Annotated in this window: 15 protein-coding genes and 6 tRNA genes; 8 read left to right on the forward strand and 13 right to left on the reverse strand. The window is 57.1% G+C overall.

The window, feature by feature from the left end; translation table 11 throughout:
• Nucleotides 1-61 precede the first annotated feature (61 nt).
• Nucleotides 62-1,864, forward strand: coding sequence for a single-stranded-DNA-specific exonuclease RecJ (gene recJ, locus M1D43_RS04495; protein ID WP_127541505.1), 1,803 nt, complete (start codon nt 62-64; stop codon nt 1,862-1,864).
• Between the two features lie 73 nt (nt 1,865-1,937).
• Here recJ and M1D43_RS04500 read toward each other — a convergent pair.
• The 6 genes from M1D43_RS04500 to M1D43_RS04525 form a co-directional block, all read right to left on the reverse strand.
• Nucleotides 1,938-2,013 (reverse strand) — tRNA-Glu (locus M1D43_RS04500).
• A gap of 181 nt (nt 2,014-2,194) precedes the next feature.
• A tRNA-Glu gene (locus tag M1D43_RS04505) sits at nt 2,195-2,269 on the reverse strand.
• 57 nt (nt 2,270-2,326) lie between these two features.
• Nucleotides 2,327-2,402 (reverse strand) — tRNA-Glu (locus M1D43_RS04510).
• 217 nt (nt 2,403-2,619) lie between these two features.
• Nucleotides 2,620-2,695 (reverse strand) — tRNA-Glu (locus M1D43_RS04515).
• Nucleotides 2,696-2,856: 161 nt separating this feature from the next.
• The gene (locus M1D43_RS04520; RefSeq protein WP_498814114.1) at nt 2,857-4,176 is read right to left on the reverse strand and encodes a D-Ala-D-Ala carboxypeptidase family metallohydrolase; all 1,320 of its coding nucleotides are present in this window, start codon (nt 4,174-4,176) and stop codon (nt 2,857-2,859) included.
• A gap of 391 nt (nt 4,177-4,567) precedes the next feature.
• Entirely contained in the window at nt 4,568-5,008 is a 441-nt protein-coding gene (locus tag M1D43_RS04525) for a VOC family protein (protein WP_153314954.1), read from the reverse strand.
• Between the two features lie 196 nt (nt 5,009-5,204).
• Between M1D43_RS04525 and M1D43_RS04530 the strand changes: the two genes are divergently transcribed.
• The 7 genes from M1D43_RS04530 to M1D43_RS04560 all read left to right on the forward strand — a co-directional run bounded on the left by M1D43_RS04530 (nt 5,205) and on the right by M1D43_RS04560 (nt 10,209).
• Nucleotides 5,205-5,783, forward strand: coding sequence for a cold-shock protein (locus tag M1D43_RS04530; RefSeq protein ID WP_003530922.1), 579 nt, complete (start codon nt 5,205-5,207; stop codon nt 5,781-5,783).
• Nucleotides 5,783-6,274, forward strand: a complete 492-nt coding sequence (locus M1D43_RS04535; RefSeq protein ID WP_003530923.1) for a DUF192 domain-containing protein — start codon at nt 5,783-5,785, stop codon at nt 6,272-6,274. The genes M1D43_RS04530 and M1D43_RS04535 overlap by 1 nt, the downstream gene beginning before the upstream one ends.
• 80 nt (nt 6,275-6,354) lie before the next feature.
• A tRNA-Pro gene (locus M1D43_RS04540) sits at nt 6,355-6,431 on the forward strand.
• 52 nt (nt 6,432-6,483) lie between these two features.
• Entirely contained in the window at nt 6,484-6,789 is a 306-nt protein-coding gene (locus M1D43_RS04545; RefSeq protein WP_003530925.1) for an ETC complex I subunit, read from the forward strand.
• Between the two features lie 17 nt (nt 6,790-6,806).
• Nucleotides 6,807-6,883: transfer RNA gene (locus M1D43_RS04550), tRNA-Arg, on the forward strand.
• Nucleotides 6,884-7,252: 369 nt separating this feature from the next.
• Nucleotides 7,253-8,092, forward strand: a complete 840-nt coding sequence (locus M1D43_RS04555; RefSeq protein WP_153314956.1) for a HamA C-terminal domain-containing protein — start codon at nt 7,253-7,255, stop codon at nt 8,090-8,092.
• On the forward strand, nt 8,089-10,209 hold the full coding sequence (locus M1D43_RS04560) for a DEAD/DEAH box helicase (RefSeq protein ID WP_153314958.1): 2,121 nt from the start codon (nt 8,089-8,091) through the stop codon (nt 10,207-10,209). Before M1D43_RS04555 ends, M1D43_RS04560 begins: the two co-directional genes overlap by 4 nt.
• Before the next feature lie 141 nt (nt 10,210-10,350).
• Here the strand turns inward: M1D43_RS04560 and M1D43_RS04565 are convergent, their stop codons facing one another.
• The 7 genes from M1D43_RS04565 to M1D43_RS04595 form a co-directional block, all read right to left on the reverse strand.
• On the reverse strand, nt 10,351-10,683 hold the full coding sequence (locus tag M1D43_RS04565) for a hypothetical protein (RefSeq protein WP_498814195.1): 333 nt from the start codon (nt 10,681-10,683) through the stop codon (nt 10,351-10,353).
• 184 nt (nt 10,684-10,867) lie between these two features.
• On the reverse strand, nt 10,868-11,152 hold the full coding sequence (locus M1D43_RS04570; RefSeq protein ID WP_488657381.1) for a DUF8534 domain-containing protein: 285 nt from the start codon (nt 11,150-11,152) through the stop codon (nt 10,868-10,870).
• A 572-nt stretch (nt 11,153-11,724) separates the two neighbouring features.
• The gene (locus M1D43_RS04575) at nt 11,725-12,795 is read right to left on the reverse strand and encodes a UvrD-helicase domain-containing protein (RefSeq protein ID WP_318853861.1); all 1,071 of its coding nucleotides are present in this window, start codon (nt 12,793-12,795) and stop codon (nt 11,725-11,727) included.
• Between the two features lie 129 nt (nt 12,796-12,924).
• Complete coding sequence (locus M1D43_RS04580; RefSeq protein ID WP_498814116.1) at nt 12,925-14,373, reverse strand: ATP-dependent nuclease; 1,449 nt, start codon at nt 14,371-14,373, stop codon at nt 12,925-12,927.
• 421 nt (nt 14,374-14,794) lie between these two features.
• Nucleotides 14,795-15,832 carry a calcium-binding protein gene (locus M1D43_RS04585; RefSeq protein ID WP_015007578.1) on the reverse strand — a complete coding sequence of 346 codons (1,038 nt, stop codon included), beginning with the start codon at nt 15,830-15,832 and terminating at the stop codon, nt 14,795-14,797.
• A gap of 360 nt (nt 15,833-16,192) precedes the next feature.
• On the reverse strand, nt 16,193-16,453 hold the full coding sequence (locus M1D43_RS04590; protein WP_234889527.1) for a hypothetical protein: 261 nt from the start codon (nt 16,451-16,453) through the stop codon (nt 16,193-16,195).
• Between the two features lie 556 nt (nt 16,454-17,009).
• Complete coding sequence (locus M1D43_RS04595) at nt 17,010-17,195, reverse strand: hypothetical protein (protein ID WP_017273565.1); 186 nt, start codon at nt 17,193-17,195, stop codon at nt 17,010-17,012.
• Nucleotides 17,196-17,399: the final 204 nt, after the last annotated feature.

The raw sequence follows: 17,399 nt of genomic DNA on the forward strand, positions 1-17,399 counted from the left end.
CGCCGGTTTTTCAGTGCCGAAATCTTCGTTAAGAACGGAGGGACTTCGGGCGGGTAGACAGATGGACGTTTTGGCGGATCCGATCCAGCGGGCATTTCTCGGCGTTGAACGCTCGGTCAGCGGTCAGCGCTGGGTGTCGCGCCTCGATCAGGCGGGCCAGAACCGTGCGCTGGCCATCAGTCAGGTCCACGGCTATTCCGAACTCATCGCCCGCGTGCTTGCCGGACGCGGCGTCGGACTGGACGACGCGGCGGCATTCCTCGAGCCCACGTTGCGCGCACTGATGCCCGATCCCGACACCCTGACCGACGGCCGCAAGGCGGCCGAGCGACTCGCGGATGCTATTCGTCGCCGCGAGAAGGTGGTGATCTTCGGGGACTACGATGTCGATGGTGCGGCCTCATCCGCGCTCATGGCGCGTTTCCTGCGGCATTTCGATATCACGGCCGAGATCTATATTCCCGACCGCATCTTCGAGGGCTACGGACCGAACCCGCAGGCGATCGATCAATTGATCGATCGGGGCTCCGAACTGATCGTCACGGTCGACTGCGGCTCGACGAGCCATGAAGCGCTGGCGGTGGCGGCTGAGCGCAGGACCGATGTCGTGGTCATCGACCACCATCAGGTCGGCTCAGTGCTGCCGCCGTGTCACGCCCTGGTGAATCCGAACCGGGAGGACGATCTGTCGGGGCAGGGGCATCTCTGCGCCGCGGGCGTCGTCTATCTGGTACTCGTCAATACATTGCGCGTGCTCCGCCTCAGGGGCGACCCGCGCGCGGCATCCTTCGACCTTCTGTCGCTGCTCGATCTGGTGGCGCTTGCGACCGTCTGCGACGTGGTGCCGCTCAAGGGTCTCAACCGGGCCTATGTCGTCAAGGGACTGCTTGCCGCACGGCACATGGGCAATGCGGGCCTTGCCGCACTCTTGCGCAAGGCGGCGATCGGCGGACCCGTGACCCCCTATCATCTCGGCTTCCTGCTTGGCCCGCGGATCAATGCCGGCGGGCGTATCGGCGACGCTGCGCTCGGCAGCCGTCTGCTGACCCTCGACGATGCCGCGGCGGCGGAAGCCATCGCCAGCCAGCTCGATGAACTCAATCGCGATCGCCAGGCGATGGAGGCGGCGATGCTTGCGGAGGCGGAAGCCGAGGTGCTGGCGGAATACGGAACGGGCGAGGGCGCGTCGGTGATCGTCACAGCCAGGCAGAACTGGCACCCCGGCATCGTCGGTCTCATTGCGGCGCGCATAAAGGAGAAATTCCGCCGGCCGGCCTTTGCAATTGCGTTCGATCCGAACGGCCGTGGAACCGGATCCGGCCGTTCGATCAACGGTTTCGACATGGGGCGGCTCGTCCGTGCGGCCGTCGACAACGGCCTGCTGGTCAAAGGCGGTGGGCACGCAATGGCTGCCGGGCTGACGGTCGAGCGCGGTAAGCTCGGCCAGCTTCGGCAATTCTTCGAAGAGCGCGCCGAAACTGCCATTCGCGATCTCGTCGCCGTCCAAACGCTGAAGGTCGATGGCGCGCTGGCCGCCGCCGGGGCGACGCTCGACCTCGTCGATCTTCTCGACCAGGCGGGCCCATATGGCTCCGGCCATCCGCAACCGCTCTTTGCCTTCCCGCAGCATCGGCTGCGGGATAGCCGCCAAGTCGGGGCCAACCACGTGAAGGTGACGCTCGAGGGGCAGGACGGCAGCCGCATGGAAGGCATCGCCTTCCGCGCGGCGGAGACGCCGCTCGGCGATTTCCTGCTAGGCAACCGCGGCGCCACCGTTCATGTTGCGGGTTCCGTGTCAGCGGATCTGTGGCAGGGGACACGCAAGGTTCAACTGCGTGTGACGGACGCGGCGAAGGCTAACTGAGGCGTGATCCGACGCGGCGGTTCCCAGCCGAATCAGCCTCTTATGAAATTCTCTTAAAGACTTTGAAGAGGAATGGCACGCCCAACGGGAATCGAACCCGTGTTTCCGCCGTGAAAGGGCGGCGTCCTAGACCGCTAGACGATGGGCGCCTGCTGCAGCGTTTTGTGCTCCGAAAGGCGCACGCGCTGTAAGACAAGGCGGCTTATAGAGAGCGCTTCGGATTCTCGCAAGAGACCGCGAGCGGTAAATTTCGATTTTCCGTGGAAAAAGATCGGGAGCAAACGCAGGCGCTATTCGGAAGCGAAATGGTGCGCTTTCAGGGTAAGAAATTGGTACGCCCAACGGGACTCGAACCCGTGTTACCGCCGTGAGAGGGCGGCGTCCTAACCGCTAGACGATGGGCGCCTGCTAGTGACGATCAGCACCATACTATGAAAAACATGAAATGGAAAAGAGGTGGAATGGCACGCCCAACGGGAATCGAACCCGTGTTTCCGCCGTGAAAGGGCGGCGTCCTAGACCGCTAGACGATGGGCGCCTGCTGCAGCAACCTTTGTACCTCTGAAAAGGCGCAAGCCGCTGTAAGACAAGGCGGCTTATAGAGACGGCACCGGGTTCATGCAAGTGATGAGAGGCGATTATTTTGTTTTTTCGGCAAGAGATTCGCGCAGGTCACCTCGTTCCTATGGTGACGGAAAGCATAGGCGTCTCATTCGCGCGCAAGGCGAAGTACCCACAAGTATAAGAGGGGGAAGTGGCACGCCCAACGGGAATCGAACCCGTGTTTCCGCCGTGAAAGGGCGGCGTCCTAGACCGCTAGACGATGGGCGCCTGCTGCAGCAACCTTTGTGCCTCCGATAAGACGCAAGTCGCTGTAAGACGAGGCGGCTTATAGAGAGGGCTTCGGATTCCCGCAAGTGGCAGTTTTCATTTTTTCTCGGAAAAATCGCCTCTGACCACGACGGGCCTTGTTTGAATGTAGCGATCGCCGATCAGCCTTTGCGACGGCGACAGCGCCAGTTCCAGTCGCGCTGGGGGCCGATGTCGATATGGACGGAGTTGGTATGGCAGTAGGTGCCGACGCCGCCGCGGCCGGGAACGTTGCGCAGGAAATTCGCGAGCTCCCATTTGCTGACGCCCGCCACCTGGATATCCGCCGCCTCGCAGCGTGTGTGGAGAGACTGGCGCTTGCGGTTGACCTTGATGGCGCGCAGGCCCGAGGTGACCATGACTTTGCGGCCGTAGTGACCCTCCACCGTCTTCAGGATATCGAGAAGCTCCGGTTTGAAACAGCCTGTTTCCACCTTCTCCGTTTGCAGGATGAGTCCGCTCGGCGTGAGTCGGGCAAGGCCGGAGAGGTTCGCCACTTCCACGGGCGCGTCGTCCTCGTCAGCCTCGTGCGCTTCGTGTTCCATGCTGAAAAGCGGGTTCATATTGACGCCGGGCAGTGAGGTATAGGCGAGGGAAGCCACCTGCGGCTGTCCCGCATTGTTTGCGGTAATCGTTTTCTTCTCGCCTGCCGGCACAGCGCGTATCGAGTCGGACCGCGGCTTTTCCCTGCGTTTCGGCGCAAACAGGCTTGCGAGGGTCCAGGTCTTCTTCGTCTCTTGAGTCTCTTTCTCGCCTTGGGTGGGGCCTGCCGGTTGGGTGGCATCCGGCGGCGTCCCCGAGGCGACTTCGACCGGCTGCAGGGCTGCCGCCGTCGCGCCTGATAATGCGGCCTGCGCGCTCAAAGGCAACGGAACGGCCGCGGGCGTATCGCTTTCGCCGGTGGCTGCCGGAGTTGCAGCGGAAATCGCTTCGTTTGCCGCTGGAACGTCGCCTGCCGCGCCCTGTTGCGGTTGAATAACCGGTTGGGCCTCGGATTGCCCGTTGCTGAAGAGGCTATTGGCCTTTGCATTCATGGTCGGTGATGCGCCGGCCGGCGGCGTTGCCGTCGGCTGGCTGCCTGGGTCCGGCTGCGCTGCCCCGGACGGGCCTGCTGGCGATTGCCCGTAGATGCTCGATGATGTCGCGCGCAGCGCAGTGCCCTGCATGGCCAGGCCGGGCTGCATGGCGGCGCTGCTTTGGCCTGGTGCGCCGTCGGGCGCCTGCGCCGTCGTGCCGGCACCAGGCGCAGGCTCTTGCCCGTCTTGCATCGTCTCCTGGGATGCCGCCGGCGCTGCTTCCGCCACCTGTTGGGATTTGAGCTGACCGATTGTCTCGTTGTCGGCGACTGCCGACACACAACCGGCCAGTGCCAGCAGCGATACGGATAGTGCCGCGGCGCGTCCGATCGTCAGGAGACTGTATCCTGGTTCCAGATGTTGCAACGCCTTTTCCCCGCTCTCCGTGCATGCGGGTGGCTTTGCACCGCGCACACAACACGTCCCGGTTCCGAATACTGTCCGGAACGGCACAACAATTTCACGCGGAGGGCACTAGGCTCCCCACGGGAAAGGTCAGGCAAGTATAGGGCTTTCCCCGCAAGTGACGACGAAGCAGAGCCCCGTTTCAACGTCTGCGCGGCAAGGTAATGAACGCCGCGTGTTTTGTAAACCTGCACCAACCTATTTCAGCTTCGCAAAATATAAGCGAAGGCCCGGCAATAGCCGGGCCTGAAGATCATCCGCTGTTCTATTGATCCTCTTGCGCCGGCCAGTGCCGCGCCGCTCGGCAGAGCCGGCGACGGCTGACGATTAGCCGGTGGCAGTTGTGCGAGGCTTACCAGACCCCCGTATTGGCCATCGAAGCCCAGGGTTCCTGGGCCGCCAGGTGTTCGCCTTTCTGCAGGATCTCGATCGAGATGCCGTCCGGCGAGCGGACGAAGGCCATGTGGCCGTCGCGCGGCGGACGATTGATCGTCACGCCGTTGTCCATCAGATGCTTGCAGAATGCGTAGATATCGTCGACCTCGTAGGCGAGGTGGCCGAAGTTCCGCCCGCCGGCATATTCCTCGGGATCCCAATTATAGGTGAGTTCCAGGCAGGGCGCGGCTTCATCCTTGGCGCGGTCGACATCGCCGGGGGCAGCGAGAAAGATGAGCGTGAAGCGGCCTTTCTCGTTCTCGTACCGGCGAATCTCTTGGAGCCCGAAAAGCTTGCAATAGAAATGAAGAGCCTGGTCGAGGTCTTTGACGCGAACCATTGTATGCAGATACCGCATTGGAGAATGTCCCTGTTTCGTGGAAGATGGCGTATAGTGAGGCGACGGCAAGCCAGACGCAAGGCTGCGTGCCTATAAACGTCTCAGGCCAAAATATGTCGAGGGGCTTGCACACGCGCAGCGGGACGATGTTATTCTGGCCCATAAGAATCAGTTAACCGTATCGAAGTGTTGCGCGTAACGAGGGGCTGCGAGAATGGCTGACAGGACATCTTCGAAAGACGTCATCCATAATGGCGAATTTGGCAACGACGCCCTTGATCTCATCGAAATTACCGGCGTTATCAAGTGGTTCGACGTTGCCAAGGGTTTCGGCTTCATCGTTCCGGACAACGGCATGCAGGACGTTTTGCTGCATGTGACTTGCCTCCGGCGCGACGGATATCAGACCGTTCTGGAAGGTGCCCGGGTCGTCGCTCTCATTCAGAAGCGGGATCGTGGCTACCAGGCCTTCCGCATACTCTCGATGGACCAATCGACGGCCGTTCACCCCTCCCAGCTGCCACCGGTCAGAACACATGTTCAAGTCACCCCGACGAGCGGTCTCGAGCGCGTGCTCGTGAAGTGGTTCAACCGAACCAAGGGATTCGGCTTCCTGACGCGCGGGGAGGGCACCGAAGACATTTTCGTGCATATGGAAACGCTGCGCCGCTTCGGCCTGACGGAGCTGAGGCCCGGCCAGGTGGTGCTCTGCCGTTTCGGGGACGGAGAGAAGGGCCTGATGGCTGCGGAGATCCATCCCGACGGACCGACGCCGACCACGCGGTCGCACTGATGTCCGGAGTCGTCGGCATAGCTGCAAGAAGCGCCCTGACGGCGCTTTTTTTGTTGTTGCTGCTCGTTGCCTCAGCCATGGCCGAGGTTTCCTTTGCGAAGGAGCGGGTGCGGCTGATAACGGCGAGCGGACGCACGCATGATCTGACGGTGGAGCTCGCGGTCGACCCGAGTCAGCGCGAGCAGGGGCTGATGTATCGCCGGCAGATGGCGCCGGATCACGGCATGCTGTTCGATTTCGGCGAGACGCGGCCGGTGATGATGTGGATGAAGAACACCTATCTGCCGCTCGACATGCTTTTCATCGCAAGTGACGGCACGATCCGCACCATCCACGAGAACGCGGTTCCGCATTCCGAAGCGATTATCGATTCCAGGGAACCCGTGGCCTATGTGCTCGAGCTTAACGCCGGAACCGTGAAGCGGCTCGGCGTCAGCCCCGGGGACAGGCTCGAAGGCGCGGGACTTCCGGCGACGAAGCGGGCGAACTGAAGCATCCGCCGGCTCCGCGTCAGCCGCGAAATTTGCTGTTGCAGCAGCAGGGCGAAGCGTGTATCTCCGCCTTCGTGGTGCGGAGTGTAGCGCAGTCTGGTAGCGCATCTGGTTTGGGACCAGAGGGTCGGGAGTTCGAATCTCTCCACTCCGACCATCCAATCACGTGAAAACATTGATCTCTTGGTCAACGGGAGCCGTTCGAAACAATGTCCGCGAAGATCTATCGTCCCGCAAAGACAGCAATGCAGTCCGGCAAGGCCAAGACGCATCTGTGGGTGCTGGAGTTCGATCAGGAGAGACCGCGCACGATCGACCCGATCATGGGCTATACGAGTTCCGCCGACACGCGGCAGCAGGTTCGCCTGACCTTCGAGAGTGCTGAGCAGGCGATCGCCTATGCCGAGCGCAACGGCATCGAGTATCGCGTGATCGCGCCCAAGGATGCGGCTCGCAAGAATGTTTCCTATTCGGACAATTTCCGCTTCAACCGGATGCAGCCCTGGACCCATTGAGGCTCACGTGCTGAGACGGCCCCTTAGCTCAGCTGGATAGAGCACCTGCCTTCTAAGCAGGTTGTCGCAGGTTCGAGTCCTGCAGGGGTCGCCAACCATATAGCCCGACTCATCCGTTGATTGAAACGACGATCCTTTGCGATTGATCGAATCAACGGGTGAGAATCGGTCTCTTCGCATAGCGTGACCACCGCCGCAACTGCCGCAAGCGTGGCACCGTCAAAGAACTGCGGTCACTTCACACTCCAGATCATTGCAATCCACATCCTGGCGGTTCTGCTTTCAGACAACTCGTCTTCGCGCTCTTGGCTGTATTAAAACCTGTTTGAGATCGCCTTGCTTGCGGATACTTAGCCCGCATGTCTTTCCACGTTAATCTTGCCGCGAGTTGTTGTGAATGCGGATGAACTAGATAGAGTTTTTTTGACTGATTCTATGCAAGGTTGAGGCGGCGCGGCAGAAAATGCTGAAATATCCCGATAAATTTCTGGCAGTCCGCGCAGACTGTATCAACCTGCCGCCTTTCTCCGCACTATGTGCAGGTTATGACAGCGACCATTGGCGGGCGAAACCGTTTGCTGATCACCTCTTCCAATGGTTGCCGTTTGCGGCGTTAAGCCAGGAAAACCAGCTAGCGTTCGGAGCCAGTAATTTTGTCGAGATGCTCCAGCTCGCCGCTGCACACATCTACAATACGAAGAAGACGGCGAGCCGAGGCGAAATTGGCGAGCTTATTTTCCATTTAGCGTGCATCTTACACTTCGGCACCTCTCCGGTGTTGTGTAAGCTCGTGCTCAAGACCTCTTCCAATGACACGGTGAAGGGGTTTGACGGCGTTCATATCCTGCCGAAAGGCGACGATTTCGAAATCTGGCTCGGAGAATCGAAGTTTTACTCCGATCCCTTGCGCGGAATCCAGGACGCTGTCAAATCAGTCAAAGAGCACCTCCTCCCGGCCTTTCTCGACATGGAAAAGACCATGATTCTAGGTCACGTCGCGGAAGGAGTTCCCAACAGGGAAGCCGTTAAAAAAGCCTTCAAGCCCCAAACATCCAAGGATGAGCTGCTAAAGCGGGCGGTTTTTCCAATTTTGATCGCGTACAACAGCGACACAGTGGCCTCTCATAAGGTTCTTTCGGCGAAATACACCGCTGAACTAAAGGCCGAAGCGGAGAAGCTGCGGGGTTATTTCGCTGACAAAGCAGCGGGCCTGACCGCCCGTTTCGTGCTGATGTTCGTGCCAATGAACGACAAGAAAGCAGTGATCGACAGTTTCGACAAAAAGCTTGAGGCCTTTCTATGACGATTTTGGAACGTTTGCGCACGCTGGAGCCAGCGGCAATGTTAAGTGCCGACGACATTTTCGACGCAATGGCCAGCGCAGGAAGCCTGCTTGCAGATTCCTCGGACCGCGAGGACGACGCAGCACTTGAAATATCGATCCGCCTTCTGGAGGCCCGCCGCCAGGGTCAAATCCCTAAAGACTGCCTCAACGTCGTGGAGATGCTGGCCGAGGAGTGTGGACTGTATCCTTACGTTGACGGCGAGAAGTTCAGCCTATTCGGCCAAGCCGTCATTGAGGCCCATGCTGTCCAACTTGACGAGAAGCTTTACCTGCACTCCAAGCAAATGGAGATTTTGCTCCACCTGCTGGCGGGCGACAATGTCATATTGAGCGCTCCGACAAGCTTTGGCAAAAGCATGCTCGTCGATGCGTTTCTCACGTACAAGTCGCCACACACGGTTGTGATGCTGTTGCCGACAATTGCGCTGATCGATGAAACGCGACGGCGTCTCACCCGGCGCTTTAGCGACAGATATGATATCATCACGACCGTGACTGATGGTTACGATCCCACCGTCCCAACGATTTTCGTTCTTACGCAGGAACGGTTCTTGCAACGAAAAGACGTCAAGAAAATCGATCTGCTTTTCGTCGATGAGTTCTACAAGCTCGATCCCACACGCAAAGATGACAGATACGAGAACCTGAACATCGCGCTCTATCGCGCGCTACCGAAATCAGCGCAGTGCTTTATGGCAGGGCCTCACATCAAAAACATCCTCTTGGGTGATCAGTACAGAGGAAGTTTCCGCTTCGTACAGACAGATTACCGAACCGTATCGGTCAATATCTTTGACCGGTCGGCTCGTGAGGACAAAAAGGATGCGCTCTTGGCTGATTTGGCCGGTGTCGCAGATGAAAGCTCCATCGTCTTTACGGCAACTCCTGGCTCAGCTCAAAATCTTATGAAGGAATTTATTGCAGCGAAGCTAGGGACAGATAGCCGCATTGGAACGCTGCTGAAGACCTGGATTGCTGAGAATTATCATAAGTCCTGGCCAGTGGGAGAGGGTACCGAAAAAGCAATCGCTGTCCACCATGGAAGGCTTCCTCGTTCTCTCGGTCAGCTCTTCATCCAGCTTTTTGACCGTGGCATGATCAAAATCCTCATCTGCACGTCCACGCTGGTGGAAGGTGTGAACACGTCAGCGGCCAACGTTTTCATTTTCGACAAAAAAATCAACCACCGGGCCGATCTAGACTTCTTCTCGTTCGCCAACATTCGCGGACGTGTAGGCCGGATGATGAGACACTTCGTCGGGCGAGCGTTCCTTTACTACACCCCGCCAGAAGTCGTGGAAACCAATGTAGAGATACCGGTTCTTTCCGACCCCGCTTCGTCGTCAGACTACATCCTCATGAACATCGAGAACGACGAGCTGCCGCCTGCGGGTAAAACTAGAAAGGACCAACTGCGCGCCACCACAGGACTGTCAATCGCTGTCCTCAAAGAGCATGGGGCTCTTGGGGTCGACAACCTCGTTGCAGCAAATGACCGCATCCAACAAACTCTAAAGAACGATCCCGCCTTACTGATATGGAAGGGCTTCCCTAATAAGGAGCAAAGGATCGAGGTCGCCGAGATTGCTGTCATAACCGCCAGAGCTAGAGGCGATCAGTTTGGCATGGGCAGTGGGAAGCAGGTTGCTTGGACATGGGCGCAGCTTCAGAAGATTTCAACGTTGCCGAAGTTCCTTCGCTGGTTCGAGCGGACTTTCTCTCCAAATGATAAAGGGAAGGGCGTGGATGACGCTTTCCGCTTCCTCCAGGCATGCGAATTCGCATTTCCCAGGTCGCTCGCCGCGATTGAAGCACTGGTCCTGATGAATGAGCCCCGAGAGGACGCGAACTATGGGCCGTATATCGCGTCATTGGAAAGCTGGTTCCGGCCAGCGTGGATGAAACAAGTCGATGAGGCTGGCATTCCATTGCCCCTAGCAGAGCGGCTGGCAAGGCATCTGAAAGCTCCAGCGGATCGCCACGATGCCCTTCAACAGATAGCGCAACTCGATCTGGACGGACTTGGATTTGACGAGATCGACGAGCTTTTGATTGAGTTGGCTGCCGAAAAGTAACACACGGTCGCAATCTGAGAGGTCTGTTCAACGTGTCAGACCTGGGCCCATCAACTTCACCTGAATGAATGCTTTCAAGCCTTGGTGCCTTCTCAAAGCTCTGACCGATGGTCCTAATCTGCTGCCCACTGGCAAGCAGCTTCAGCCTCCGGGTTCAGGCTTTTTCCTTCGGGGGCCACGCGCAGTGGACAGGTTGTTGCGCAATTTCGTCCAAAGTTTTGAGTCTATACTGGCGATCTCTGTCTCATCCGTTTCCCCAGACCGGTCGTGCTCAACAATCGGAGTACCATACTTGCCTGTTCCACCGATCATCCGGAACCACTTTTTCATCTCGCGTTTTCGGCTCCGATAGGCCTTTGTATCGTAACCCATGGTCTCAACGACGACAGTGGAGTTCAATACTAGTGGTCCTTGGGCACTAACAACGAAGTCGGGAATGCATACCGGCCGCTCTGTCGGGAGACGCGGCCCCATGTCGGATAGCGGCTTCAAGATTTGACTTCGAGGCCGAATGTTTCGAGGTATGTTTTGCAATCAATTACCTGGTCTAAGGTTGCCTTCTCCAGCGCACTGTCAACGAGAGCAAAATGGGTTTTTCCTAGGCAAGGATGTGCATACGCTCTGATTACCCTCGGAGTGTCCTGGGCCAAGACTGTTGCTAAGGATATTTCGCAAATTCACAGTGTTCTGCGTGAGGGAAATTTCGTGCGTAAGGCTCGCGTTGTATTCCGTTCTTTGCATGAGGGTGTAAAATTGGTGGGCGAGCTGTCTCGCCCTGACAGTCGCATGCAAGCCAACGATGTTTCGCGGCGAATTTAGACGCTACCTTCAGACCTCTAGTTTTGGCTTTAGTTTGTCTGAATTTACCAAAAGCTCTTTTCAGACTGAGGTAGTCTCTACAACTGACCGGCCCCAGTTGCTTGAGCGAATTTTTTACAACCACATTTAGCAAATTGGTGTCTTTCAGGCCCAGGTTCGATGCACTCGTAAACTGGGAGACTTAAAAATGCTTTTGCCACCAGGGTATGAATTTTATTCAAACTTTCTTTTCAGCTTTGGACCCTTAGGTATGCAGGAACCGGACCTGACTCTCTCGGTCAGGAATGAGCGACCGCATAAGCCGTACATCATTGGGCAACTCTTTGACGAAGCGCAATCCTTGCGACGGACCACAGACCGGAGTCGCACAACACAGCAACTTCGACTAGGCTTAGCAAAAATTCTAAGAGAGGTGGCTCCAGAAATCGCTGCGACCGCAGAATGTCGATTGGCTTATCTTGGGCTGCAAGCAGGGTTCGTAGAAGCAGTGTTGCAAGAAATCGAACACTACAGGCAATAGGGCTGCTTGTGCAGCAAGGTCGGCTCAACGTCTTCGCCGACATCGCCTGACGGCGTGGCTCAACATCGCTGAACTGGACTCGAACAGGCGACGACAATGACCCCAATGCTCAGTTGGCGAAACGCAGCAGTCCACCAACGGATTAGCGCGCTCCTTCAGGACTACCGCGACATGCCTTAGTGTGGGACGATCTCTTTTAGAGCTGAAGTTCCGTCGTACACGAATGTCACGCTGTAGCGGGCCCTGGTAACTCCGACATACAGCTCGGGTTTGACACCGCTCACAAGCTCATAGTCTCCCGTCTTCAGCCATTTCTGCGCCTTCTTATGCGGGAATATTAGTATTCGGTCGAAAGTCATACCCTTCGACTCTCCAAAGTTCAGGGCTGGAAAACCAGCGCATTCCGTTTTCACAGATAATCGTAGGACCTGCGGCTTAAACTTGTTGATGTACTCGGTAACGTGACCTGTCTTTATCGAAAACACGCCGTCATGACCGGTCATGTCCTTGTTTCGCGACCGTGTCTTTTCGTGGTCGGGATAGAAGCTGTCGGCTAGGTCTGCAATCATTTGGTTGCACCGGTGCGTCTCGACCTGACGCTGCAGTTCAACGAGCTTCTTTTTCTCCCACTCCCGAAATTTCTTGATGATATCGGGTCCGCGAAAGCCTTTGTGACGATTGGCATTGTTGGTCGTGAAGGTGGATTGTCGGGGATCGCCTACAAGAACCACCTCAAGATTGGACCTGAGCAGTAGTTCGAGGATGTCGAGGTCGTATCCAGCGAAATCCTGAATTTCGTCGATATAGACGCGTTCAAAGCGCTGCTCCAACCGACGCACGATCGCGTTGTCGGATATCGCGTTACAGTCGCAGACGAACTCCGCGAGCTTGTTCGAGTAGATGTTCGACGAATTGCCGAAATAATAGCGACCAGCGTCCGATTTGGGAGCAAACCGGTCGACGGTCGTCTCTGTCCAAAAAATCCCGTCGATGCGTTTTCCGTATTTGTGGTTCCTGTACGGCCGAGCCATTTCTCGCAGAAGGAAGGTGTACCAGGGAATTATTTCCACATGGGGCGGGATGGCTTGCCCACGCTGATAGAACGTGGCCTGAATCTCGCGAACGTTGTTTCTGGTGTAGGTGATGATTGCCGACCGGACCGACTTGTCGGCCAGCACCTCGTCAACGATGCGTGTTGTCTTTCCACCACCTGCAGCGGCAATGACGATCCGGTTAGGCGACCGCACGGTTGATATACTCCGGTACGTTCCACGCTTTATCGGTTTCAAAAAGCCGTAGAGCGACCTCGGTTTTGTTATTCTGCATGAACTTCAGCAGGTCTTCATCCGTGGTGTACGTGGTGCCCAGGATATCATTCAACACAGCCCGGTCATTGGCCTTGAGAAGTTGGGGCTCCAATGTCCTCGCATTCTCGTCGGGTCGTACTGAACTGCGATGTGTTTATGCTTGAGATAATCGGCGTATTTTTGCTGCAGCCGAGCCACGTCCCCATCGTTGTCGGTCACCACGTCGACCTTGGTATTCAATATGTCAGCGATTTCCAAAAAGCGTTTGAATGCGAGAGAGCTGACACTGATGACATCGACGCCCGCCTCAATGGGCATCTTTCCGTGCCTTCGATGAAAGGCCTTCTGCACAATTAGCTCATCGGAAGGCCCTTCAACCAAGATCGCGCGCTTTGATAGCACCAGTCGAAGCGTGTCGTAGCCCGGCAGTTTCAGGAAGTAATCCCGGGTATTCGGGTCGAGCGCGGTTAGCTTGGTTGCGATGCCGTTCATGAACATCAAAACCGAATCGACTCCAAGCTTGTTCATCACGTAGCTGCTGTGGGTGGTTATCAGGAGCTGCCGGTCTCCGCGTTTGGCGGCGATATGAGCGATCAAGCTTGCGAGATTTGTAAATGAAAGATGGTTCTCAGCTTCCTCGATCAAGAAAACGTGGGAGCTGTCCGCAACATCCAGGGCTAGCTTGATTTTGACGGAGCTTTGTTCACCTTTGCCAACAAGCGTCATCGGAATCTCATCAAGGTGCGGCATCACACCTGACTCCCAGCTTGCCCGAGCCGAACTGTCGAGCGACACGGTGATCGCCTTGTCAGAAACATGCCCTTTCTTCGCTTCAAGACCTGAATTGATCGCTGCCACCTTAGGGTCGGCGAGGAAGCGATCTTTCATCTGCCGATATGAGAGAGCGAGACTGACCTGCTCCTCACGCGTCAGGCTGTCCTTGACCACATCCAGGACATATCGATTAGCAACACCGTTGTTCCGCAGGGTGCTCGCGTCGATGTAGCTGGGTCGAACCGGAATAGATCGTGCTGTCACATCGTTGTCGGCGAAATCGCGCCACCGGACAATGTAATGCTCTACTGGAACCGTTCGAATGAGCGAGGGATCGGCGATATAGTCCTCATACTCAGCCCGGTAGCCTTCGTTGAATTCGATCAGCATTCTGACGCCTGGAACGTCAAGCTTCAGGGAGTTTATCCGTCCTTTCAGCTTCGTCAGGTCGGGATTGTCCGAGAAATATAGCTCGATCAGAATCGGAGGCGGCGGACCGACATACTTCTTGTGCAAGGCCGCGATGTATTCGGTGACCACCTTGGAATTGAAGAGGTAAGGGTGCAGTTCCCCCTGAATAGCACGGCCGTTGATCTGCCCACTCAAGGCAAGGTGTGTTGCTTCCAGAAGGGTCGATTTCCCGCATTCATTGTCGCCGACAATGACGTTCAGGTTCGGATTGAGATCAATCGTCGAGTCCGGCAAGCACCGGTAGTTTTTGATGACCACTTTTGTAATGTGCACCGAAATCCCCGCGACCCATCCTGAAAGCCGACGAATCGGTTCAGATTCAAATATGGATTCTTACCGTGGGGATCGTGGATGATACAACTGGTGCGTTAAATCTGCGGCTTCAATTTGCCTCGCCGTTCTGCCAGTTCAAGGTATAAACGCGGGATATGGACGGGGTCATCACCCTTAACATGATGACCCCGGTGCTTCTATAGCCGGTCACCGCCCGTAGGTCGCGGCCGTCTCGAACCGAGGCTCTTCCAGTTCAGCAATCGGACTGATGTTGCGCCCGACATGCTTGATCATCGGGAAGCCCTGCTTTGTAAGCTTTTCCATAGCATCGAGATCGCCTTCAGAGGCGGCCACGACTAATGGTCTCGGAGCGTCTATGTACCTGCTGTTGACTGCTCGAGGCTGATAGACTTGATCGCAGTTAAAGGAAGAAATCGTCGACCCTGAGGCTCGTGGCGCCGTTCACCCTTACCTGGAAATCAGCGTAGCCATCGCCATTGACGTCGCCCGAGATGATTCCGGAGCGGAAGTTGAGCTCTCCAGCCTCGCCCGAGAAGGCATTCCCGCCGATATAGGTGAAGCTCTGGTTTCCGCTCCAGGTCGTGTCCGCATCGATTGTGGAAAGATCGATGACGTCGAATTCCGACCGATGGAAATCGGTGATCACATCGCGCCGGCTGCCTACGGCCGATTCGCTGATTGAGTTGAAATCGAAACTGTCGGTGCCGGTTCCGCCGACCAGGTAGTCGAAGCCGGTGCCGCCGCGCAGGATGTCGGCGCCGGAGCCACCATAAAGGTCGTCGTCGCCGCTGCCGCCGTCGAGAACATCATTACCGCCGAGGCCCTCGATAATGTCGTGGCCGCCGAGCCCGCGCAGGGTGTTGGCTACGGCGCTGCCGGTTATATCATCATGGCCGTAATTCGTGCCGGTGGCGTTTTCAATGCTGATGAGGTCCTCACGCCGACCGCTGCCGGTAGTCGCATAGTTATAGCCGAGGTCGATCGTCACGCCCTTGCCGCGCTCCGCGCTCCAATCATCCTGGAACTGGTAGCTGATAGTGTCGGTGCCCGTGCCGCCGTTGAAGTAGTTGTTGAAGCCGACTGAGAAGAAGGTGTCGTTACCGCTTTCGCCGTAATAATCGCTCGCATAGCCTTCGATCTCGAAACGGTCATTGCCGCTGCCGCCATAGACAATGTCGTAGGAGCTGGCATCGCGTGCGCGAATGTCGGCGACATAGATGTCGTTGCCGCCACCAAGGTAAATGTCGTTGCCTCCTTCGTAGGAGTTCACCACGAGATCGTTGCCGTAGCCCGCATCGACGAAATTGTATCCGCCGTAGCTGTCAGTCCGGTTCAGGTAGATGTCGTCGTCGCCATCGTAGGCGTAGATCTCGATCGCGATATAGCCGTTCTGCTTGATGATGTCGGCGTAGTTCGTTCCGTAGATGCGCGTAGCCATTGCTCGACCTTTCGGCAAAACCATTGAAATCTCAGGCTGATCATCGATCAGCATAGCTGAATGGCCGGTGAACTGATTGCGGCGCTTTCGTGATTTTATCGTCCATAGGGCAGGCAGTTCCTCCCAAACGGCAAGGTGGCAAAATTGCTCGGGATACTCTTCCCGTCGCCCCCGATATTCGGGGCCGTGGCTGGACTGAAACGTTCCTTAAGCAGGAGCGTTTCTTAGCTAGGGGCGCACCAAAGGAGGAATGCGATGCGTCCTTCCGAACGCGTCAAGGTTATAGAATGGGTCGCAGCTTTCGCCGCAGTCGCTTATATCGCCGCGCTTCTTGTGGCGGTGCTGCCTTGAGGGCGTCTTTCAAGCAAGCCCCGACAATTGCCGCTGCTTGCGAATGCAAGCGATTGCGGCTGCTTCAAGGCTTTTGCACTCCGTTTCGGACCTGAGCAGGGCCCCTTCGTCTTTCAGGGCTGAGCAGCGAAGGAGGTCGCGCCGCAAACACGCATGCTCGTAAGCCTCGCAGAGCTTCCGAAATGCGGGGCTTTGCATCATCCACGCGCTGCCGCGGAGATCTGGTGCTGCCAAAAACAGCCGTGCCATTCCTGCCTTTTGCACATCCATGTCGGCGCTCGCAAACTTCGTCGAGCTAACCGTTGCAACAGATACTGTTAGGAAAGGTTCCACGCGGCACATCTGCAGCTTCGCCGGCTTTGATTAGGTCGATGCCTCCCACAGGAAGACCGCCAACGCGGTTCCAAGGGCGGTCATGACGGCCAGCTTTAAAGCTTTCATTCTGCGTGTTCTTTTGCCGCTCCAGTCGTAATCCATCTTGGTCACCGTGCCGGCGAGGTTGGCCGCCTCGGCGGCGGCAGGCCTCTGACCGCCTTCGTGTCAGCCCCAGGGCGAGGCCAGCCGCCAGAAGCGCCCGACCTCTAACCGCCTCCTCCCCGTGCGAGACGGCTGAAAGAACCTAGCGCCTCACGCCTGCTGAGGGCCATTAGCCCATCCGTCGTAATCCCACACCCCATGGTCGTAATCAGGAGATACCAAAGAGCGCCATCACCGCGCAGCAGGTTCGCTCTGCCGCAAAGGGCGAAGTGCGCTTGGCGTGACTTTGCTGATGTCGTCAAGCGCGGCCTGGCGATACTTCTTCGGGGAGGGTGACGCCGCGTCCGGCTTATCGAAGTGACAGCCACCTTCTGCCGAGATATTCCAGCGCCTTCAGGCGTCCGGGATCGGCATCGCGGATGACGCCAACCGACTTCCGCCGCTTCGCAATCGTTTTCTTTCCAGTTTCTAGTCCCGTATTCTCTTCGGATGATGCACTTTGCTCCGGCAACGCGTGGTCGTCTCTGTCTTGCATCAATCAATTCCCCAATGCGCTGTAGTTGGTGGAGCCTCAGAGCTGCGGAGAAGGGACAATCTTTACAGCTCTGAGGCCATCACTCACCCAAGCGGCTGGGTCGCCGCTCGAGGGTGACAACTCCAATATGCGTGAAAGGTTTCGCTCGGCGGCGTGCCTCAGACCTTTGTCATTGATCAACCAGACAAAGGTCCGATACTGCCT

It is taken from the genome of Ensifer sp. R1-3 (assembly GCF_056739175.1).